The sequence below is a fragment of the Streptomyces sp. NPDC055140 genome, assembly GCF_053607285.1.
Window position 1 is genome coordinate 39798 of the sequence record NZ_JBSGTG010000025.1, and the last position, 19381, is coordinate 59178.

General features: G+C 69.7%; 19 protein-coding genes and 1 pseudogene. 10 read left to right on the top strand and 10 right to left on the bottom strand.

The genetic code is table 11. From position 1 onward, the window contains the following. The first annotated feature begins 123 nt into the window (after positions 1 to 123). Positions 124 to 582, top strand: a complete 459-nt coding sequence (locus ACWFR4_RS35785; RefSeq protein ID WP_453456005.1) for a cyclic nucleotide-binding domain-containing protein — start codon at positions 124 to 126, stop codon at positions 580 to 582. 41 nt (positions 583 to 623) lie between these two features. After that, positions 624 to 1277, top strand: a complete 654-nt coding sequence (locus ACWFR4_RS35790) for a CBS domain-containing protein (protein ID WP_453456007.1) — start codon at positions 624 to 626, stop codon at positions 1275 to 1277. A 140-nt stretch (positions 1278 to 1417) separates the two neighbouring features. On the opposite strand, the gene ACWFR4_RS35795 is transcribed toward ACWFR4_RS35790, so the two are convergent. Continuing rightward, positions 1418 to 2134: a CBS domain-containing protein gene (locus ACWFR4_RS35795; protein ID WP_453656068.1), complete on the bottom strand. Its 717-nt coding sequence runs from the start codon at positions 2132 to 2134 to the stop codon at positions 1418 to 1420. 330 nt (positions 2135 to 2464) lie between these two features. On the opposite strand from ACWFR4_RS35795, the gene ACWFR4_RS35800 reads away from it, so the two are divergent. Beyond that, positions 2465 to 3118 (top strand): CBS domain-containing protein, encoded by a 654-nt coding sequence (locus tag ACWFR4_RS35800; RefSeq protein WP_453456013.1) that lies wholly within the window; start codon positions 2465 to 2467, stop codon positions 3116 to 3118. A gap of 131 nt (positions 3119 to 3249) precedes the next feature. Here ACWFR4_RS35800 and ACWFR4_RS35805 read toward each other — a convergent pair whose 3' ends face one another. Then, a complete protein-coding gene (locus tag ACWFR4_RS35805) occupies positions 3250 to 3654 on the bottom strand; it encodes an Hsp20/alpha crystallin family protein (protein ID WP_453656069.1) in 405 nt (134 codons plus the stop codon). 174 nt (positions 3655 to 3828) lie between these two features. Between ACWFR4_RS35805 and ACWFR4_RS35810 the strand changes: the two are divergent. From ACWFR4_RS35810 to ACWFR4_RS35825, 4 genes and pseudogenes are all read left to right on the top strand, one after another. Then, positions 3829 to 5152, top strand: a pseudogene (locus tag ACWFR4_RS35810) (nicotinate phosphoribosyltransferase); the annotation flags it as partial. Between the two features lie 44 nt (positions 5153 to 5196). Then, entirely contained in the window at positions 5197 to 5547 is a 351-nt protein-coding gene (locus ACWFR4_RS35815) for a DUF1918 domain-containing protein (protein WP_453656114.1), read from the top strand. A gap of 240 nt (positions 5548 to 5787) precedes the next feature. Further along, positions 5788 to 6777, top strand: coding sequence for an Acg family FMN-binding oxidoreductase (locus ACWFR4_RS35820; protein WP_453656070.1), 990 nt, complete (start codon positions 5788 to 5790; stop codon positions 6775 to 6777). 73 nt (positions 6778 to 6850) lie between these two features. Then, the gene (locus tag ACWFR4_RS35825; protein WP_453656071.1) at positions 6851 to 7309 is read left to right on the top strand and encodes a CBS domain-containing protein; all 459 of its coding nucleotides are present in this window, start codon (positions 6851 to 6853) and stop codon (positions 7307 to 7309) included. 467 nt (positions 7310 to 7776) lie between these two features. Here the strand turns inward: ACWFR4_RS35825 and ACWFR4_RS35830 are convergent, their stop codons facing one another. From ACWFR4_RS35830 to ACWFR4_RS35850, 5 genes are all read right to left on the bottom strand, one after another. Next, positions 7777 to 8049, bottom strand: a complete 273-nt coding sequence (locus ACWFR4_RS35830) for a hypothetical protein (protein WP_453656072.1) — start codon at positions 8047 to 8049, stop codon at positions 7777 to 7779. A gap of 108 nt (positions 8050 to 8157) precedes the next feature. Further along, on the bottom strand, positions 8158 to 9033 hold the full coding sequence (locus ACWFR4_RS35835) for a universal stress protein (RefSeq protein ID WP_453656073.1): 876 nt from the start codon (positions 9031 to 9033) through the stop codon (positions 8158 to 8160). A 26-nt stretch (positions 9034 to 9059) separates the two neighbouring features. Beyond that, positions 9060 to 9500 carry a pyridoxamine 5'-phosphate oxidase family protein gene (locus ACWFR4_RS35840; protein ID WP_453656115.1) on the bottom strand — a complete coding sequence of 147 codons (441 nt, stop codon included), beginning with the start codon at positions 9498 to 9500 and terminating at the stop codon, positions 9060 to 9062. Between the two features lie 132 nt (positions 9501 to 9632). Then, positions 9633 to 10328: a helix-turn-helix domain-containing protein gene (locus tag ACWFR4_RS35845; RefSeq protein ID WP_453456027.1), complete on the bottom strand. Its 696-nt coding sequence runs from the start codon at positions 10326 to 10328 to the stop codon at positions 9633 to 9635. Between the two features lie 19 nt (positions 10329 to 10347). Next, on the bottom strand, positions 10348 to 11418 hold the full coding sequence (locus tag ACWFR4_RS35850; RefSeq protein ID WP_453456030.1) for a zinc-dependent alcohol dehydrogenase family protein: 1071 nt from the start codon (positions 11416 to 11418) through the stop codon (positions 10348 to 10350). A 431-nt stretch (positions 11419 to 11849) separates the two neighbouring features. On the opposite strand from ACWFR4_RS35850, the gene ACWFR4_RS35855 reads away from it, so the two are divergent. The 3 genes from ACWFR4_RS35855 (at position 11850) to ACWFR4_RS35865 (ending at position 14033) form a co-directional block, all read left to right on the top strand. Beyond that, complete coding sequence (locus ACWFR4_RS35855) at positions 11850 to 12440, top strand: Rv1733c family protein (RefSeq protein WP_453656074.1); 591 nt, start codon at positions 11850 to 11852, stop codon at positions 12438 to 12440. A gap of 221 nt (positions 12441 to 12661) precedes the next feature. Beyond that, complete coding sequence (locus ACWFR4_RS35860) at positions 12662 to 13126, top strand: cyclic nucleotide-binding domain-containing protein (RefSeq protein ID WP_453456036.1); 465 nt, start codon at positions 12662 to 12664, stop codon at positions 13124 to 13126. A 205-nt stretch (positions 13127 to 13331) separates the two neighbouring features. Beyond that, the gene (locus ACWFR4_RS35865) at positions 13332 to 14033 is read left to right on the top strand and encodes a response regulator (protein ID WP_453456039.1); all 702 of its coding nucleotides are present in this window, start codon (positions 13332 to 13334) and stop codon (positions 14031 to 14033) included. A gap of 97 nt (positions 14034 to 14130) precedes the next feature. Here the strand turns inward: ACWFR4_RS35865 and ACWFR4_RS35870 are convergent, their stop codons facing one another. The 3 genes from ACWFR4_RS35870 to ACWFR4_RS35880 form a co-directional block, all read right to left on the bottom strand. After that, positions 14131 to 15855, bottom strand: coding sequence for a GAF domain-containing protein (locus ACWFR4_RS35870; RefSeq protein ID WP_453656075.1), 1725 nt, complete (start codon positions 15853 to 15855; stop codon positions 14131 to 14133). A 344-nt stretch (positions 15856 to 16199) separates the two neighbouring features. After that, positions 16200 to 18578, bottom strand: coding sequence for a glycoside hydrolase family 65 protein (locus tag ACWFR4_RS35875; protein WP_453656076.1), 2379 nt, complete (start codon positions 18576 to 18578; stop codon positions 16200 to 16202). A 2-nt stretch (positions 18579 to 18580) separates the two neighbouring features. Next, entirely contained in the window at positions 18581 to 19327 is a 747-nt protein-coding gene (locus tag ACWFR4_RS35880) for an HAD family hydrolase (RefSeq protein ID WP_453456048.1), read from the bottom strand. Between the last annotated feature and the right edge of the window lie 54 nt (positions 19328 to 19381).

Sequence of the window (19381 nt, forward strand, 5' to 3'; positions counted from 1 at the left end):
CCGTCGGTGGGCCGTGGATGTGCACCGGGGCCGAAAGACCCCCCGTCGGGCCCGTGCGGCCCGTGGTGCCGGGTGCCCGGCACGCCCACGCTGGGAGCAGGAGCGATGAAGGGAGCCGGTGCGATGACCACCGCCACGACGATGAACGCGGCGCTGCCCGCCGGGCACCGCGAACGGCTGATGCAGTTCGCCCGTGAGGTTTCCTTCGAGGCCGGGGCCCGCATGTTCGAGGAGGGAAAGCGCGCCGACCGATTCTGGATCGTGCGGACCGGCACCGTAGCCCTGGACCTGCGCGTGCCCGACCGCCGGCCCGCCGTCATCGAGACACTCGGGCACGGCGAACTCGTCGGCTGGTCCTGGCACTTCCCGCCGTACATCTGGCATCTGGGAGCCGAGGCGATGAGCCCGGTGCGGACCTGGGAGTTCGACGCCGAGGCCGTGCGGGCGGCGTGCTCCGAGGACCCCGAGTTCGGCCGGGTGATCGCAGTCTGGGTCGGGCTCGTGGTCGCCGACAGGCTGCATGCCTCCCGAATCCGGCTGCTCGACCTCTACGCCCCTCACGGCAGTGGCGGTCCCGAATGACTGCCGTGACCCGGCATCGCCGCCGTTCCGAGGAGGAGAACATGGACACCAGCCCTCACCATGTGGATGACGTGATGACGCGCGCCGTCATCGCTGTCGGCCGCAAGGCCCAGTTCAAGGACCTCGTCGAACGCATGGAGCAGTGGAAGGTCAGTGCCGTTCCCGTGCTGGAGGGCGACGGCCGGGTGATCGGAGTGGTGTCCGAGGCCGACCTGCTGCCCAAGGAGGAGTTCCGGGACAGCGATCCGGACCGGTTCACCCAGCTGCACCGCCTGGCCGACATGGCCAAGGCCGGTGCGGTGTGCGCCGAGGAGCTGATGAGCGCTCCGGCCGTCACCGTCCACGCCGACGCCACACTCGCCGAGGCGGCGCGCATCATGGCGCTCCGGCACGTCAAGCGGCTGCCCGTCGTGAACGCCGAGGGTGTGCTCGAAGGAGTCGTCAGCCGAGGCGACCTGCTGAAGGTGTTCCTGCGCCCGGACAACGACCTCGCCGACGAGATACGGCGCGACGTCCTCGACGTCCTGTTCCCGGCCCCCGTCGAGCCCGTGCACGTCACGGTGGTCGGCGGCGTCGCGACCCTGACCGGGAGGGTGCAGGACGCGACCCGCATTCCGCTCGCCGCACGCCTGGTGCGAGGTGTCGAAGGCATCGTCGGACTGGACTGCCGGCTCACCACCGACGACGGGACATGAAGCTGTGCGGGGACCTGAAGCTGCGCGCGAGCGCGTAACTTCATCAGCCACTCATGTCACGCCGCCCGCCCGGACGACAGAGCCGACCGCGGGGCGAGACACCTTGTCGTGTGCTGACGGTCATGTGCTGACGGCCGGCCTCAGGGCGTGACGGCCCGGCCCGCGCCCGGTAGGTCGGTATCCGGCAGGTCGGGGTCGAGGTCCGGGTGGCGGGGCCTGCCGACCAGCGCGCAACGCACGTCCACCACACCCGGCACGGCCCGTGCGAGGCGGGTGGCGAGCGGGATGAGGGCAGTTTCGTGGACCCGGCCGGCAAGGGTGACAACACCGTCGTGGACGTCGGACCGGATCGCTGCGGTATGTGTGCCGAAGAGCCGTACGACGACATCCCGCCGGACCTCCTCGCCGATGGCCTCGTCGTCCCGCAGGAAGATCTTCAGCAGGTCGGAGCGGCTGACGATGCCGTTCAGTGTCCCGTCACAGCCGACCACCGGCAGCCGTTTGACCCTGTTGCGCGCCATGACACGGGCGGCATGGGCGAGGGTGGCGTCCGGCGCCACGATGACGGCAGGCGTGGTCATCAGCTCGCCCGCAGTCACCGCGTCCGCCTTGCGAACCTCCGCGAGATCCTGCACCTGCCCGTACCGGCCGACATCTCCCCCGCTGTACTCCTCCTTGGGCAGCAGGTCGGCCTCGGAGACGACGCCGACCACGTGTCCGGCGTCGTCCAGCACCGGGAGGGCGCTGACGCGCCACTCGCGCATGGCCCTCACGATGTCCTTGAAGGCCGCGCCCGTCCGAAGTGCGACGACCCGGGCCGTCATCACGTCGTTCACGAGGATCGGAGTGCCGTTCATGGCATCCTCCAGGGCTCGGGTGCCGTCTCGGACGCTTTCAGGCTGCGGCCTCGAGCCCGTCCGGGCCATGGGCCGAGTGGGCCCGACGCGCTGGACCGCCGGCCCTGCGCCAGGCGTGGACACCTGCCGGCCGACGCAAGAACGGCAAGGCCGCAGCCATGCTCCGGCAGGTGCCCGACTTCCATGACGGCGGACCGGCCCTGGCCTGCCTGCCCTCGGGTGGCCGGAATCCGTACGGCCCGCCCGAGGGGCCAGGTGGCCCCTGGCCACCCCTCCCGCACCGGCACAGGCTGGAATCGGCAGGACTGACCCAGACCTTACGGAGTCATCATGGAAGGCACCCCGCACATCGTCAGCGATGTCATGACGCACACGGTCGCCGCGGTCGGGCGGCGGGCCCCGTTCAAGGAGATCGTGCAGCTGATGCAGGACTGGCAGATCAGTGCCCTCCCTGTGATCGAGGGTGAGGGACGAGTGGTCGGCGTGGTCTCCGAGGCCGACCTGCTGCCCAAGGAGGAACTCAGGGACAACCCTGACGCGGCCTACCTGCAGCTGCGTCAGCCGGTCGACGTGGCGAAAGCCGACGCCCTCGCCGCAGATGACCTGATGTCCTCCCCCGCCGTCACGATCCGGGCCGACGCCACGCTCGCCCAGGCCTCGCGCACCATGGCGCAGGAGGGGGTCAAGAGGCTGCCCGTGGTGGACGAGGTAGGTCTGCTGGCAGGTGTCGTCAGCCGTACCGACCTGCTCAAGGTCTTCCTGCGCGGGGACGACAAGATCGCCGATGAGATCCGGCGCGAGATCGTGTCCTACCTCTTCCCGCCCCCGGCCTCGACACTTCAGGTGGAGGTGCATGACGGAGTGGCCACCCTGACGGGCCGTATTCACGACACCGCCATGGTCCCCGTGGCCGCACGCCTGGTCCGGTCCGTCGAAGGAGTCGTCGACGTGCGGTTCGACCTCGCGCGCGAGACCGCGGAGTAGGTGGGGCTCCCCGCGCCCGGCCCGGCACATGCTGGCCCCGGCAGGTGCTGGCTCCTCTGAAAGTTGACAGTGGGAACACGAAGCGACAGCGGACTCTCAAGGGCCCGCTGTCGCTTCGTGGACACGTCACGTCAGGTGCCATGCCGGATCTCGACGTGCCGGGCCTCTGGCTTCTCGGCACCCAGGCCCACGCTGACGGTGAGCAGGCCGTTGGTGTAGTCGGCCTTGACGTCGTCCTCATCAGCGCCGGACGGCAGTGTCAGGCTGCGGCTCAACTCGCCGTACCGGATCTCGCTGTGGTTCTTGTCCACGTCTCGTTCGATGCGTTCGGCCCGGACCGTCAGCACCCCGTCACTGATCACAACATCGATGTCTTCGGGGGACATCCCTGGCAGTTCGGCACGCATGACGTAGCGGTCGTCATCCATGTAGTCCTCGATACGGACCGCGGGCATCGTGAACTTGCCGGGAATGGTCTCGAACCAGTCCGGCATTTCCGGGAACTGGAACTTTTGCTTGCGTGTCAGTGTGGCCATCGCTCTACCTCCTCGGTGCTCGTCGCATCGGCCGACACCTCCAGTGCACCGCGACCGGTCCCCCCCGCGCTGAGGCCGAACAGCCCAAGCCCGGGGCCCGGAAGTCCCTTCTCTCCCGCGCTTCCGCGACCAGACTGGTGGGAAGGGGACCACGACATCCCGGCGGCGATCACCATGTCCGACGTCACCACCACCGATCTCTACGAAGTGACCATGGCCCTGTCCTACCTACGCGAGGACATGCGGGCCCCGGCCACCTTCAGCCTCTTCGTCCGAGACCTCCCACCCGGCCGCGGCTTCCTGGTCTCCGCGGGCCTTGAACCCACCCTGGACTTCCTCTCCGAATACCACGTCGAACGCTCGGACGTCGAGGAGTTCGCGGCCGCGCTGCATCGCCCGGTCCGTGACCTCGAACCTCTCCTCGGACTCGCCTTCAAGGGCGACGCGCGCGCTGTTCCGGAGGGGAATGTGGTGTTCGCCGGTGAGCCGTTGCTGGAAGTGACCGCGCCGCTGCCGCAGGCCCAGCTCGTCGAGACGTACCTGCTGAACCAGATCTGCCATCAGACGGTGGTGGCGTCCAAAGCGGCGCGCTGCGTCCTGGCGGCCGCCGGACGGCCAGTGGTGGACTTCTCTCTGCGCCGGACGCACGGTCCTTGGGCGGGCACGCAGGCAGCCCGTCTCGGAGCCATGGTCGGCTTTGCGGGAACCAGCAATGTGGCCGCGGCCACAGCCCTCGGCATCCCGGCTTCAGGGACCATGGCGCACTCCTACATCGAGACTTTCGCCGGTGAAGAAGAGGCGTTCCGCGCCTTCGCGCGCTGCCACCCCGGCCCCCTCACCTTCCTCGTGGACACCTACGACACCGAGGTGGGCGTGGGCGTCGCGGCCCGTGTCCTGCGCGACCTCCGGCGCGGCCCCGGCTGCGCGATCCGCCTGGACAGCGGCGACCTCGACTCCCTCTCGCGCCGGTCACGAGCCATCCTGGACGATGCCGGACTGCCCGACGTGCGCATCGTGGCCAGTGGCGGACTCGACGAGTACGGCGTGGCCCGACTCGTGGACGCGGGTGCCCCGATCGACGTGTTCGCCGTGGGCACCCGCGTCGGCGTCGCCGCGGACGCCCCGTACCTGGACTGCGCGTACAAGCTCGTCGAGTACGACGGCCGCCCCGTGATGAAGTTGTCCTCGGCGAAGGTCACGGCCCCGGGCCGTAAACAGGTCTACCGGCGCGTGGGGCACCCGGACGTCGTCGCTCTGTCATGGGAGGAACCGCCGGACTCGGCACGGCCACTGCTGCGCACGGTGATGCGTGACGGGAGGCGAACAGGGCCGCCGGACCGCTGGCAGGACGCGCGCGAACGGTTCCGCGGGGACACCGACGCGCTGCCGCCGTCGGCGCGGCGGATCCACGACCCCGAACCGGTGCGCGCGGACCGGTCCCCAGCGCTGGAGGAACTGACCACGAGGGTCCGCTCGGACATCGAGGCCAGGATTCTCTCGACGGGCGTCACCGCGCCGCCGCATCGAGGGGTCGAAGAGGCAATGACCACACCCGCCTCCACGCGGGAAAGCCACCGTGCGGCGCCAAGGACCGAACCGGCGCCGAGTCGCGCCTCCGTGTACGCCCGTGCTGGGGATGAGATCGTCGTGCGCGGCACCACGGCCGGCGTTGTCACGCGGGACGGCGAAGTCGTCGGCGTTCACCACCGCGACGGCAGCCCGCCCTACGACGTGCGCTGGGCACAGGATGGACGAGTGAGCCTCTATTTTCCCGGGCCGGATGCCTATGTCCGGCACCTGACACGTGAGCCGGTCGCCATGGACACGGTCACCGACGTGCCGTCGGCTCCCGTCACACCTCAGGCGGCCCACGACCATGTCCGGACCGAGTGAACGCAGGCCGTTCCTGGTCGTGTTGCCTTGGATGAGCCCACCGGACCGTCATGAAGGCCGCTCACGCAAGTGAGTGGGAAGGCCGCTTGGGCCCTAGTCCGGCCCGTACGGCCCTGCCACACTGCGGCACGCGGGGCACAAGCTGGAAGCGGGATGCGGACCGAGGTGCTCGCCCGGTGATCAGCTGGGGCGGCAGTCTCCCGGCTGCGGTCGGGCGCCCGGCATGGAAGGGGAGCCACCGTGACTGCGCAAACCATTGATACGAACACTGTCACGACGCTCGTAGCGGACGCCTGTGCGGCGCCCTCGCTGCACAACGCACAGCCCTGGGCGTTCCGTTACGTTCGCAGCACCGGCGTCCTGCACCTGTACGCCGACCTGGCGCGCACCTTGCCACGGACCGACCCGGAGAAGCGAGGCCTTCATCTCGGGTGCGGCGCAGCGCTGCTCAATCTGCGTGTGGCCGCCGCTTCGGCGGGGCTGGAGCCAGTCGTCCGGTTGCTCCCCGACCCGGACGACATGGACCTTCTCGCCGAGGTGCAGCTGAGCGGTACCGCACGCCCTGACACGGCTCTCGCCCGCCTGCGCCCGGCGATCCACCGCCGGCACTCCAGCCGCGTTCCGTACCGTGACGTTGAAATCCCTGCCGCCGTGAGGGAGCGAATATTCGAGGCAGCCCGCGCTGAGGGTGCACAGTTGCTGTTCCCCAGCGCCTGGCACGTGCAGGAGATCGCGGAGTTGGTGCGTGACGCCGAGGGCCGGGAAGCACATGACCCAGAATTGCGCAGTGAAACGGTGCGGTGGACTCGCACAGAAGCGGTCGATCCCGCCGAGGCGGCCGACGGCGTCCCCGCCGAGGCTTTCGGCCCCAGCCAGCTCGGGACCACAGCGCCGGTGCGGGACTTCACCGCCGGCCGTCCGATGCCACAACGTGGCTGGGCATCCTTCGAGAAGAATCCACACGTGGCCCTGCTGGGTACGGATCACGACGGACCTACGGACTGGCTGCGCGCGGGGCAGGCACTGCAGCGTGTCCTGCTGCAGGCGACCATGGACGGCCTCGTCGCCGCGATGACCTCTCAGCCCCTGGAGTGGCCGGAAACCCGATGGGCGGCCCGTGACCCCCTTTCCGCCATGGCCCACGTACAGATGGTGCTCAGGCTCGGCTACGGCCCCGAGGGCCACGCGAGCCCACGGCGACCGGTGGCCGAAGTGCTCGACGTCATCTGAGAAGGGCGGGCCGGCACACCTGCGTCACGGCGTACGGAAGACGGTCGGAACTCGATGGCAAGGAGGAACGGGCATGAAGGTCTCAGAGTTGATGGCCACTCCGCCCGTGTGCGTCGCACCCCACGACTCCCTGGCCGAAGCGACCCGGCTGATGGCCCAGTCAGCCGTCGGCTCCCTCCTCGTCATCGAGGACGGAGCGCTGCGCGGCATCGTCACCGACCGCGACATCGCTCTGCGTGGCATGGACGGTGGCCTGGACCGGGAGACACGGGTCGACGCGGTGATGTCGGCGCGGGTGGTCGTCGTCGACGTCAATGACGACCTTCAGGTGGCCTATCAGACGTTCCGCCGCACCGGCGTGCGCCGCCTACCTGTGCTGAACGAAGGCGAGGCGGTGGGTGTGCTCACGATCGATGATCTCTTCCTCGACGTTTTGCGGCGGCTGGCGGACTTGCTGGGGCCGGTCGCCTGGAGCGTACTGCGGGAGCCGCCCGGACCTCCGCCTGAAGGTGGGGCTCCGGTTCAACCGTGAATCGGCCCCTCGGGAAACAGCCGCTCTGTACGGGGCAGCCCACCGACGGGTGTCACGCCCTCGTAAGCGAGCCGGCCCAAGTCCGGCCGGGCGCCGCCGTATCGGATTCCTCATTCTGCCAATACGTGGCTCATCCGGTGCACGGCGAGGAGAGCGCGGGTCCGCTCCTGCGCAAGCACATCGGCAGGAACGAGACTGAAGCACGATTATCCCGCTCGGGAGGCCGTTCTGGTCCGGTGAACCGGGCGAACCGCCCGTGACGTGGCCTGCCGGTGGCGTCAGCGGCACCGCCCTCCGCTGGGGCCTCATCTCGGCCATGTCGCCCACGCGGTGATCCACCGCAACGCAGCGCCGGTGGCCGTCGTCCCATTCGAGTGACCACGCAACAGCGGGATCCCGGTCACCTTGTCTCCCGACGGCCCGAAGGCACACACCCATAGCCGTCGCCGCCTGCCCTCGCCCGGCCGTCAGTCCGTCCACACGGACAACAGCCGACCATGCCCCCACACCCTCTGTGCGACACCGTCCGTCCAGCCTTGTCGCAGGGCAAACCCCCTGCCATACGGCCTGTCTCCCGGTGGCTCCTGACGGGTCGGTGGCTCCTGACGGTCCGCTCCTCGGTAGAAGTCCAGGAACGCCTCGTCCAGGCCCGCCTCGTCCACGGCCACATCGACCGCGTTGGGCTCGAGCAGCTCACGCAACGTACCGGGGACTTCGCCGGGCGGGACAAGCAGTTCCACTGTGTCTCCTTCCCGGTGGGGCCCACCCGTCGACGCCCCCGGGCTCTCTGCAGCCACCTCGCGGTATCAGCCCGTTCGCTGAGTTCGATGACAACGGGCAGCACTCCGTCACGCGCTCTGCGGCACGATCGCCACCGGACAGTCCGCGTGGTGCAGCAGGGTGTGGCCCACGCGGCTGAGTTGGAGGCCGAAGTGTCCGTGCCGGCGCCGGGCTCCGACGATCACAAGGTCCGCTGCGGCAGAGCGGTGCACAAGCACCTTCCGTGCCGTTCCCTCGACGGTCGCCCGGCACACCTTGACGTCCGGGTGGTCCGCCATGGCGTCGTGGAGCACGGCGTCGAGCCGGGCCGATGCCTGCTCCTCGTGATAGCGCTCCGGTTCGTCGGCAAGCCCGGGGTGGTCCGTGGTCTCGTGCGCGGGGCAGCGCCACGCGCGTACGGCATCGAGAGTGCACCCGCGCGACTCGGCCTCACGGAAGGCGAAGCGCACCGCCTCCTCACCTGTGGCGGGGTCGCCCACACCGAGCAGGATCCGCTCATGCTGTCCATGGAGCCCGGCCGTGTCACCGCGGACCACGATCGCCGGGCATTCGACGCGAGCCGCCACCCCAAGACCGACCGAGCCGAGGAGCAGGCCCACCAGTTCGCCCCGGCCGCGTGATCCCGTCACCACCGCCGTCGCGTTCCGGCCTTCGCGCAACAGCGCGTACACCGCGTCTTCCGGCAGCGACTCGGCCGAGACCTTCACACCTGGGTTGCGCCGCCGGGCCCGCTCCGCGGCGGATCCGACGATGTTCTGCCCCATCACTTGTTCCGAGGGCCGATCCCGGCCGCCCGAGAGAGCGGCGCCCTCGTAACGCTCCCATCTGGAAGCGTGGACGAGCCGCAGAGGCACCCCGAGCCTGGCCGCTTCGTCGACTGCCCAGTCGATGGCCAGAAGGCTCGAATCCGACCCGTCAACACCCACGATCAGGGGCAGTTCCATGCTCCCCACCGCCTTTCACTTCCCTTTCACGACATGCGACGCGCCTCGTGGAGCAGACGCCGTGCGCCGAGTTCGCTGCCGGTAATCAGCTCTGGCTCGATACGGAAGAAGACGTCGTGGCGAGAGGCTCTCCAGGAGCGTGGGCCGGCCCGGCGCAGCCTCCCGTATTCGGCGGGGTCGGTCACCACAGTGGCGCGTCCGGTGACCACCACACTCCATCCGGAGTGCGCGGCCGGATCGACATCGTCCGCCTGGAAGGCGACCACCACACGATCGATGGCGCCCGCAAGCTGTGACTCTGCCGAAGTCCGCACGACCACGGCGAAGTCTGCGTCAAGGCAGAAGGGGACTGGCAGCACCGCGGGAAGGGCGTGGCGCGTGTGGACGATCCGGCCGACGTGTGCCGTGGCCAGGAGCCGCAGGCATTCCTGCCGGTCGAGTTCTCGGACGCCGTCCTCGGAATACATCACCGGGTTCAACTCTCCCGCGATACAGCGGTACAACTGCCGCGCGCTTCGCTCTGTCGGAGTGAGAGCGCCGGGTTCGCGGTCATCGGTCCGGGTCCGCAGGCAAGCGGACCATTGTCGACACCGACGACTTCATCCTTCGCTTGGCACCACGATCCGGCGCCCGCTGACGCTGTCCGGATCGATGCTCACCCACATGTCGCGCTCGCCGCCGGCCCAAGGTTCGCTGTAGGCGAGGGCGTTCAGGCGTCGCACGGTGTCGGCATCCGACACGGCCCGGGCGTGCCCCTGCAGCAGCACACTCCAGCCCTGGCTCAGAGCCTCGTCGATCTGGTCGACCTCGAAGGCCACCTGGGTGCCGATGGCGGTCGCCGGTGTCGCGTCAGGTGCCGTCCTGTAAGCGATCATGCCATCGACGACGCTGTAGTTCAGGGGGACGACGAACGGCCCGGCCGGGCCGTCGATAGCGACCCTGCCGACACCGTGCGTCGACAGTCGCTCCCAGCACTCCTCCACACTCAGCTCGATCAGCTCGGGGTGCCGGGCCGCCCTGCCCATGCCGGGTGCCAGGTCCGCGTCACCGCCGCGCAGGGCCGACAGGCGCATGTCCAGGGCGTCGGCGAGCCGGATCAGGACGCCCATGCCCGGCATGGCGGTGGGCTTCTCCTCCAGGTACTGGATATACCCCGGGGCGGTGCCCGCCCTGGCAGCCGTCTCTTCGCGGGTAAGACCGAGTTCCTCGCGTCGTTGAGCGATGCGACGCCCGATGTCACTCTGTGCGCGGCCCGTCGGTACGGCCTCTGCATGCGGCGTTGCCCTTTCGGACATGGCTCTTCACCTCTTCCTGTCAGGACGTCTTGAGCGTCACTGCGTCGTGCTGCGGCTCGCCGAGGACAACCTTGAGCGCGCCGGTGTCGGCAGCCCGCGAGAAGACGTCGTACGCCTCCTCCATGTCGCCCAGCGAGAAGATGTGGGTGACCAGGGACGACGCGGGCAGCCGGCCGGCGGCCATCATGCGCAGCAGAGTGGGAGTGGAGTGCGTGTCGACCAGGCCGGTGGTGATCGTCACGTCCTTGATCCACAGGTCTTCGAGGTGGAGAGTCGCCGGCTTCCCGTGCACACCGACGTTGGCGACATGCCCGCCGGGTCGCACCATGCGCGTGCACAGTTCAAAGCTCTCCGGCACGCCCACTGCCTCGATCACCACATCGGCGCCCAGGCCCAGCGTGAGGTCCGCGACCAACTGCTCGGCCTCGTCGCCCGGGAGGGCCACGGCGTCGGCACCCAGATTCTTCGCGGCGTCGAGCCGGAACGGGTCGCGGTCCACGGCAATGATCTTCTCGGGGGTGAAGAACCCTGCCGTGGCGATCGTGGCCAGCCCGATGGGACCCGTCCCGACCACGACGACGGTGTCTCCGGGCGCCACGCGCCCGTTGAGGACACCCACCTCGTAAGCGGTGGGGAAGATGTCGGCGAGCAGAACGGCGTCCTTGCTGTCCACCGCGCCGGGCAGGAGGTGCGTGGACAGGTCGGCATGGGGGACGCGGACGTATTCGGCCTGAGTGCCGTTGATCAGATGGCCGAGAATCCAGCCGCCGCCATCCCGGCACTGCCCGTACGTCCCCTCGCGGCAGAAGCGGCATCGGCCGCATGCCGTGATGCAGGAGACCAGGACACGGTCACCCGGGCGGACACTGCGCACGTCGCTGCCCACCTCGACGATCTCACCGACGGCTTCGTGTCCGAGCACCGTGCCGGGACTCACCTCCGGCACGTCGCCCTTGAGAATGTGCAGATCCGTGCCGCAGATGGTCACGGCGTCGACGCGGACGATGGCATCGGTGGCGTCCTCAGTGCCTGGGTCCGGTACGTCCTCCCATGCAGACGTGCCGGAACCGTGGAATACGAGTGCCTTCATGGCGATTCCTCCCGGTGCCTTCCGACTGTCAGTCCTGCCGATGACCGAGGGGCGGCTCTTCTTTGCGCTGCCCCTCCGTCCTGCCGCCTGTTCCGACGGTGGCTCCAGACGCTGGGCGGTTGTCTTGCTCGCAGAGCCTCCTCGTGTTTCCAGCGTGCCTTTGCCTGACGCTCCCCACATGGGCCGGGCGGTCCCCATCAGCAGGCCACGCGGGGCCGTTCGGGCCAACCGCGAAGTCGCAGCAGGCACGGAATCGGCTTCGCCCCTGCGTCGGCGCCACGACCGCCGTGCGGGGCGCGGCGCGGCCGACATGTGGCCGACGCGAAGGGGGCGCCACATGGCCCGGAATCCGGTCTGTTCGGCCTCTGCCGCCCCTGCTCTGCCGGGTGTCCTCTTCTTGTACGGGGGAGGTGACGAGGAGGTGCAACGCCATGCGCAGGCCCAAGCGACTGCGGCGGAGGTGCTGGCTGTGGCGGTGGCGGAGCAATCCGTTACGCCGACGCGACGACGTCGTCGAGACCTGGATCGTCCTCGCCATGTGGGTGGTCATCGGCCTGGGCGGAGTTCTCGTCGGCGTGGTCACCGCCCAGGCCGCCGAAGCGTCGTTCGCACAGCTGCGGCACGACCGGCACTCGGCCCGGGTCGTCCTGGTCGAGAACACCACCCGTGCGGTGCAGACGGGGGAAGGCAACACCTATCGCCACGTTCGGGCGAAGGTTCGGTGGACGGCGCCGGACGGTTCCGTCCGGACCGGCCGCGCCCCGGTGGACGCCGGCCGCAGGGCCGGTTCACGTGTCACGGTCTGGCTGGACAGCAACGGACAGTTCACCGAGAAGCCGCCGGCCGCGAAGGCGGCCGCCGTCGAGGCGGGCACGCTCGGCACGGGAGCCGCACTCGCCTTCGGCGGTCTTGTCTTCGCCGCGGGGCGCCTCGCACAGTGGCGACTCGATCAGCGGCGCTACGACCTGTGGGGTCGCGAGTGGGACCAGGTCGGGCCTCGATGGGGACGCAGGACGACATGACAGCCGCCTCGTTGACGACGGGTGCAGCCGGCGCCCGGACCTGAGGCCGGGGCGCCGGAGGAACATGCGGCAGGCCGCACATCCGAACGGGGCGAGCCCTGCCGGACGCCGTGGCCGGTGCCATGCGGCCCGACCTCAGGGCCGGGTGGCCCATGGCAAGAAGGTCCTGCGCAGAGAGACCTTGGAGCTGGGAGAGCACCACTTGAGGAAGAGGCAGGACGATGAACGCTTCCCCCACCGCCACGATGGAAAGGGCACTGCCCGCCGAATACAGGGAACGGCTGATGAGGGTCGCCCGCGAGGTGTCGTTCCCGCAGGGCAGTCGTCTGTTCAAGGAGGGCGGCCACGCCGACCGGTTCTGGATCATCCGTACCGGCAACGTCGCTCTCGACCTCCATGTGCCGGGTCGCCGCGAAGTCGTCGTGGAGACTCTCACCCACAGTCAACTCGTCGGCTGGTCCTGGCTGTTCCCACCGCACACCTGGCATCTGGGCGCCGAGGCGACAAGCCCGGTTCGGGCCTACGAATTCGATGCCGCCACGGTGCGTGAGCTGTGCCGGGAAGATCCCGCGCTCGCCGCCGCGGTGTCCCAGTGGGTAGGCAGCATCGTCGCCCACAGGCTGCAGTCCACGCGAAAGCGGCTGCTGGACCTGTACGCCCCTTACGGCAGCGGGAGCGCTCTTTGACCACCGCGTTCCCACCGCGCGCATCGTCATGCAGGATCGCGTACAGGCGCCCGCCCCCACTCGCAGGTGGGGGCCCGGCCGCGCGGACCGTTCACCGTGGCGCCCGTCCGAGCTGGGCCGGTCGGCCCTCGTGCATCCGGCCGCCGAGGGATAATGATCGTCGTCAGAGACAACCTGTGGTCCGCCCGGGGAACGAGGGGTCGTCATGGCCGAGGCACGTACCTTCACGGAGCAGAACCCGATCCGTGTCTTCCTGCTGGACGACCATGAGGTCGTCCGGCGCGGCCTGTCCGACCTCCTGAACGCGGAGCCGGACATCTCGGTGGTCGGGGACGCGGAGAACGTGGAGCACGCGCTGGCCCGCGGTCCGGCCCTCCGGCCGGACGTGGCCGTCCTCGACGTCCGGCTCCCCGACGGGGACGGGATCAGCGTCTGCCGGGAACTGCGCAGCCAGATGCCGGAGTTGGCCTGTCTGATGCTGACGTCGTTCGACGACGAGGAAGCCCTGCTCGACGCGATCATGGCCGGGGCATCGGGCTACGTGCTCAAGCAGATCAAGGGTTCCGACCTGGTCTCGGCGGTACGTACGGTCGCCTCGGGACAGTCGATGCTCGATCCCGCGACCACCGCACGCCTGATGCGGTCCCTGCGCGCCGACCCCGATGCCACACCGGAACTCGCCCCCGAGCTGGCAGGTCTGTCACCGCGCGAGCGGGACATCCTGGCGCTCATCGGGGACGGTCTGACCAACCGCGAGATCGGCAAGCGGCTCTACCTGTCGGAGAAGACGGTCAAGAACCACATCTCACGCCTGCTGGCCAAGCTGGGTGTTCACCGCCGCGTCCAGGCCGCGGTCCTCGCCACCCAGCTGGAACAGCACGACACCACAGATCGCCCCATGAAGTGAGCCATGCAGAGGTGAGTTCCACCGGCGTCGAGCCCGCCGGGGCCGGAACCGCCGCCACGCATGGGCTCTCTCGGCCGCCCAGACCCGGGCCGGCGCATCAGCCGGGCTTGACGGGTACCCGCCACGCCAGCCGTGTACCCCCGCCCTCCTCACGCGCGCCGAGCGTGAAGCTGCCGCCGAGCGCGATCGCCCGCTCTTCCATGTTCCTCAGGCCGCTGCGTGCGACGCCGCCGGGCACCCCGCAGCCGTCGTCCGTCACCACCAGCGTCAGTTCGCCCCCGTCACAGCGCAGCCGTACGTCCACGGCCTGCGCTCCGGCGTGCCGTGCCGCGTTGCTGAGCGCCTCCCCGAGCACCGCGACCACCTGATCCGCGATGTCACCCGGGACATCCGTCTCGACGAGCCCCTCGATCCTCAGCGCGGGCCGGAACCCGAGGGAGGCGGCCGACGTCTTCACCAGGTCCGAGACCCGGCCGCGCAGACCCGCGGCGTCCGGCGCTGCCCCGCCGTGCGTACGCAGGCCGAAAATCGTGGACCGAATAATCTTGATGGTGTCGTCCAGGTCGTCGACGGTCCGCGCGAGCCGCTCACTGCCCTCGGGGTGCTCCATGAAGCGCTGGGCGCTCTGCAACGTCATCCCTGCCGCGAAAAGCCGCTGAATGGCCAGGTCGTGCAAATCGCGCGCGATGCGGTCACGGTCCTGGAGCAGCGCGATCCGTTCCGCGTCACGCCGCCGTTCGGCCAGTTCGAGTGCCAAGGCCGCCTGATCCGCGAATCCGAGCAGCGGTCCGGTGTCCACGTCTGCGAACGGCGTCCCACCCGGCACACGCCCCAGGATCAGCACACCGCGCGCCTTCCCACTGGAGCCGAGCGGCACGGCGGCCACCGGACCGAGGCCGGCCCACTGCGGCTCTCCCCCGCCGGTGCGTGAATCGTGCTCGATGTCGGCGACCACGGGTTCGGCCGAACTCAGCGCGGCGCCGACGAATCCGTCCGAGCAAGACATCACCAGACCGTTGCGCCGCTCCGCGTCCAGACCGACCGCGATCACCGGCCGCAGGGCTTCGTCGCCCTGCACCCCCTCGGCGATCATCCCGACGTCCGCGGAGACGATCTTCCGGGCCTGTTCGGCGATCAGTTCCAGCACCTCGTCACTCGGAGCCCCCGTGAGGAGCATGCTCGTGACCTTGCCGCTCGCACGCTGCGAGCGCTCACGGAGCCTGGTCTCCTCGTACAGCCGTGCGTTCTCGATCGCCACGCCCGCCGCCACCGCGAGCGTGGAGAGCACCGCCTCGTCCTCGGCGTCGAATTCCTTACCGCTGCGCTTCTCGGTGAGGTAGAGGTTCCCGAACACGTCGTCGCGCACCCGGATCGGGACGCCGAGGAAGGAGTGCATCGGCGGGTGATTGGCCGGAAAGCCGTACGAGGTCGGATGCTGCGAGAGTTCCGGCAGTCTGAGTGGTTCCGGGTGCCGGATCAGCTCCCCGAGGATCCCGTGTCCGCTGGGCAGCGCCCCGATGGCCGCGCGCTGCTCGTCGTCGATGCCCACCGTGAGGAACTGGGACAGCTTGCGATCGTCACCGATCACACCCAGCGCCCCGTACTCGGCGTCCACCAGCACCACGGCGGCCTCGACGATGCTCCTCAGCACATGCGGCAGGTCGAGCCCCCGCCCCACCGAGAGAACGGCCTCCAACAAGCCGTGCAACCGGTTCTGGGTGCCGCGCGCCGCGGCGATGCGCACCTGCAGCTCGCCCAGCAGGTCATCGAGCCGCAGCTTGGGCAGATACTGCGCGGCGCCCCCTGGCCCTTCTCCGCTCACCGCTTCCTCCGACCGACTCACGCAGACAGGCAGACAGAGAGCAGGACAAAACTCCCTGCCTTCACCGTACTGTCCGGGAGCGCTCGGCATCACGCTTCCATGCGACGAAGCGGCTCGTTGCCGGTCAAACGGGCGCAGTGTTCCGGGACGCACACCGTCCTCTCCCTTCACTCGTCACACCGGCCCTCCGCGAAAGGTGACGCCACATGACGGCGGGTGACGGCGCAGGGCGGGCGCCCTTATGCCGGCGTCCCGCGCGCAGCCCACCTCCGACCACCACCGCGTCGCACGGCTCCACACTCGTCATCGACCGTGCGGTCGGCACTCCTGCGGGCGTCGCCCCGTCATCGCCCCGGCAGGGTGAGCGTGCAGGACTCTCCGGGCGCCACCGAGACGGTGCGGTCCGTGAGGGCGATGCCGATCGGGTCGTGGTCGGACGCCGGCACGGAAACCCGCAGCCGGCCCGCGCTCAGCCGCAGCTGCACACCCCGGTGTCCCCGGTAGCGGAGCGCGAACCCGTACTCGGACAGCTCGGGCAAGGGCACGGGGTCGAACCACAGCGCGCCACCGCGGGTCTCGAGGCCGGTCAGTCCGCGCTGCACGAGGTCGAGGGTGCCGGCCATGGCACCGAGGTGAATGCCCTCACCCGTGGTGCCACCCTGCACATCGGCGATGTCACCCGCCAGAGCCTCATGGACATAGGTCCACGCCTCGGCCCGTCGTGCCCTCGCCAGCACCCACCCGTGGACAAGACTGCTCAGGGTCGAACCATGGCTCGTCCGACGGAGATAGTGATCGACCGTGCGACGCCAGACGGTGTCGTCCAGCTCGTGGCCCAACCGACGGAACAGGCCCGCCAGTTCGGCGGGCGAGAAGAGATAGCCCAGCATCAGGACGTCGGCCTGCTTCGACGCCTGATAGCGGTTGACGCTGTCGCCTTCGGCCTCAAGGATCCGGTCGAGGCGCCGGATGCCACCGTAGCGGTCCCGGTAGGCCCGCCAATCGAGCTCGACCAGATCGCCGTACCCCTCGAACTGGCTGATGACGCCGGCGTGGAACGGCACGTGCAGCCTGCGGGAGACGTCCTCCCACAGGTCGAGTTCGGCGGGCTCGAGCCCGGTGGTCTCGCACAGGTCCCGGCGCACCGGTTCGGGCAGGCCGCGCAGGACGTCGAGAGTGCGGGCCAGCACCCACGCGGCGGTGACATTGGTGTACGCGTTGTCGTCCAGCCCGGGATCGCGGGCGCCGGGATACGCGTCGTGATACTCGTCGGGGCCGACCACTCCCCTGATCCGGTAGCGGCCGAGTGTCTGGTCGAACTCCGCGACGCCGGCCCAGAACCTGGCGACCTGAAGGAGCATCTCGATGCCCTTGGTATGCAGGAACTCCGTGTCGCCGCTCGCCTCGCAGTACTGCCACACGTTGTAGGCGATCGCCGATCCGACGTGGTGCTGGAGCCGTGAGTGATCGGGCAGCCAGCGTCCGGAGCGCGGATTGAGGTGGAGCCGCTGGGTCTCCTCACGTCCGTCGCTGCCGCTCTGCCAGGGATACATGGCGCCGGTGTGCCCGGCATCACGCGCAGCCGAGCAAGCCTGGTCCAAACGGCGGTGGCGGTACATGAGCAGGGCCCGGGAGACCTCGGGGAAGTGCAGGTTCAGATACGGCAGGACGAACAGCTCGTCCCAGAAGACATGCCCGCGATAGGCCTCGCCGTGCAGCCCCCGGGCCGGGACGCCGACGTCGAGGCCGGCGGTGTGCGGGGACAAGGTCTGCAGCACGTGGAAGAGATGCAGTCGCAGCACCGGACCCGCAGGGGTCGGCACATCCAACTCCGCATTGCGCCAAAGCCTTTGCCACGCCGAGCGGTGCGACTCCAGCAGCGTCTCGAAGCCCGCGGCACGGCGGACCCGGTCGACCGCCGCGTGCAACGGGTCGCTGATGGCCGGGTCACGCGAGGTGTGCAGGGCAACGGTCTTGTCGACCGTCACCGTGCACCCGTCGGCCAGGGAGAACCTGAGCACCTGGACGGCGCACGCGTTCTCGTGCGACAGCACCGTCTCCACCTGCGCGTCCGCGACGGTCCGGGCCGCCAGACCGATCCTGATGTCCGAGGTGCTGGTACGGCAGCGCATCCACACGGTGTCGGGCGCCGGCGATCCGGTCCGGACGTGCGTGAGATGGCGATGGGCGAGCGCGTGATAGCGCTCGACTCCTGTGTTGGTGACGGTCCCGTCCAGAGCCGACTCGACCTCCAAGCGTCCCGACCAGCCCTCGGCGGTCACCTGGGTCCGGAGCATGGCCAGATGCGGATCGGCCATGTGGACCACGCGCAGCTGTCGTACGGCGAGGCGCCGACCGTCGTGGTCCTCGTACCGCACGACGCGTTCCAGCGTGCCCGTACGCAGGTCAAGACTCTGGCGGTGGTCGAGGAGCTTATGGGTGTCCGGGGAGAGCCAGGTCCCGGTGTCCGTACGGAAGCGGAGTCGCAGCCAGTTGGGGAGGTTGACCATGTCTTCGTTCTCGACCCTGCGGCCCGCCACGTCCGAGGTGAGCCGGTTGTAGCAGCCGGCCGCATACGTGCCCGGGTAGTGGACGGCGTCGGCGGCGCACTCCGGTGCTGCTCCGCGCGTCGCGAAATAGCCGTTGCCCAGGGTGCACAGCGACTCACGCAGCCGCTCCTCGGCGGGATCGTAGCCCTCGTACTCCAGTGTCCAGTCCCGCATCGTCAGCCCTCCCCCATCAGTTCCGCGAGGTCGTCGACCACCAGGTCCGCGCCGTGCTGCAGCAGCGCGCCCCGGGTGTCGGGCGTGTGAGCGCGGTCCACCCCCACGACGAGGCCGAAGCCGCCGCGCCGTCCGGCCTCGACCCCGGCCAGAGCGTCCTCGACGACGGCGGCCTGCCGGGCGGGGACGCCCAGGCGACGCGCCGCCTCCAGGAAGAGCGCGGGATCGGGTTTCCCCGGAAGGGCAAGGCGTCCTGCCTCCGCGCCGTCCACCAGGACGTCGAAGAAGTCGCGCACGCCCGCGCGCTCGAGGAGTTCACCGGCGTGCCGGGAGGCCGAGGCCGCGGCCAGCGGCATCCCGGCGGACCGCAGGGTGCGCACCAGCCGGACCGTGCCGGGACAGGCCTCGACGCCCTCGGCGCGCAGCCGCTCGGTGAAGAGCGCTTCCTTGTGGGCGGCGACGGCCTGGATCTCCGTGCCGGACGGCCGAAGCCCCCGGGCGCGGAGGAACGCGGCGGCTCCGTCGAGGCGTGATTTGCCGTCGACGTACCGCAGATAGTCGTCGCGCATGTCGAAGGGCGGTTGTCCCTCAGGGCCCCGGGCGCGAAGGAAGCTGTCGAAGGCCGTCTTCCACGCGGCGGCGTGCACCCGCGCGGAGTCCGTGACGACGCCGTCGGTGTCGAAGACCACGGCTGCCGTCCCTCGCAACGCACGGGGCACAGCGGCTGTTCCGCGCCGTTCACCACGCATCGTTCGCCGGCCCTCGAATTGGCTTCGTGCCGCGCGTCGAGTCCGTCATGACGA

Coding starts and splice junctions, on each gene's coding strand:
- ACWFR4_RS35785 (WP_453456005.1), top strand. CDS start 124: ATGACCACCGCCACGACGATGAACGCGGCGCTGCCCGCCGGGCACCGC.
- ACWFR4_RS35790 (WP_453456007.1), top strand. CDS start 624: ATGGACACCAGCCCTCACCATGTGGATGACGTGATGACGCGCGCCGTC.
- ACWFR4_RS35795 (WP_453656068.1), bottom strand. CDS start 2,134: ATGAACGGCACTCCGATCCTCGTGAACGACGTGATGACGGCCCGGGTC.
- ACWFR4_RS35800 (WP_453456013.1), top strand. CDS start 2,465: ATGGAAGGCACCCCGCACATCGTCAGCGATGTCATGACGCACACGGTC.
- ACWFR4_RS35805 (WP_453656069.1), bottom strand. CDS start 3,654: ATGGCCACACTGACACGCAAGCAAAAGTTCCAGTTCCCGGAAATGCCG.
- ACWFR4_RS35815 (WP_453656114.1), top strand. CDS start 5,197: ATGACCACACCCGCCTCCACGCGGGAAAGCCACCGTGCGGCGCCAAGG.
- ACWFR4_RS35825 (WP_453656071.1), top strand. CDS start 6,851: ATGAAGGTCTCAGAGTTGATGGCCACTCCGCCCGTGTGCGTCGCACCC.
- ACWFR4_RS35835 (WP_453656073.1), bottom strand. CDS start 9,033: ATGGAACTGCCCCTGATCGTGGGTGTTGACGGGTCGGATTCGAGCCTT.
- ACWFR4_RS35840 (WP_453656115.1), bottom strand. CDS start 9,500: ATGTATTCCGAGGACGGCGTCCGAGAACTCGACCGGCAGGAATGCCTG.
- ACWFR4_RS35845 (WP_453456027.1), bottom strand. CDS start 10,328: ATGTCCGAAAGGGCAACGCCGCATGCAGAGGCCGTACCGACGGGCCGC.
- ACWFR4_RS35850 (WP_453456030.1), bottom strand. CDS start 11,418: ATGAAGGCACTCGTATTCCACGGTTCCGGCACGTCTGCATGGGAGGAC.
- ACWFR4_RS35855 (WP_453656074.1), top strand. CDS start 11,850: ATGCGCAGGCCCAAGCGACTGCGGCGGAGGTGCTGGCTGTGGCGGTGG.
- ACWFR4_RS35860 (WP_453456036.1), top strand. CDS start 12,662: ATGAACGCTTCCCCCACCGCCACGATGGAAAGGGCACTGCCCGCCGAA.
- ACWFR4_RS35865 (WP_453456039.1), top strand. CDS start 13,332: ATGGCCGAGGCACGTACCTTCACGGAGCAGAACCCGATCCGTGTCTTC.
- ACWFR4_RS35875 (WP_453656076.1), bottom strand. CDS start 18,578: ATGCGGGACTGGACACTGGAGTACGAGGGCTACGATCCCGCCGAGGAG.
- ACWFR4_RS35880 (WP_453456048.1), bottom strand. CDS start 19,327: ATGCGTGGTGAACGGCGCGGAACAGCCGCTGTGCCCCGTGCGTTGCGA.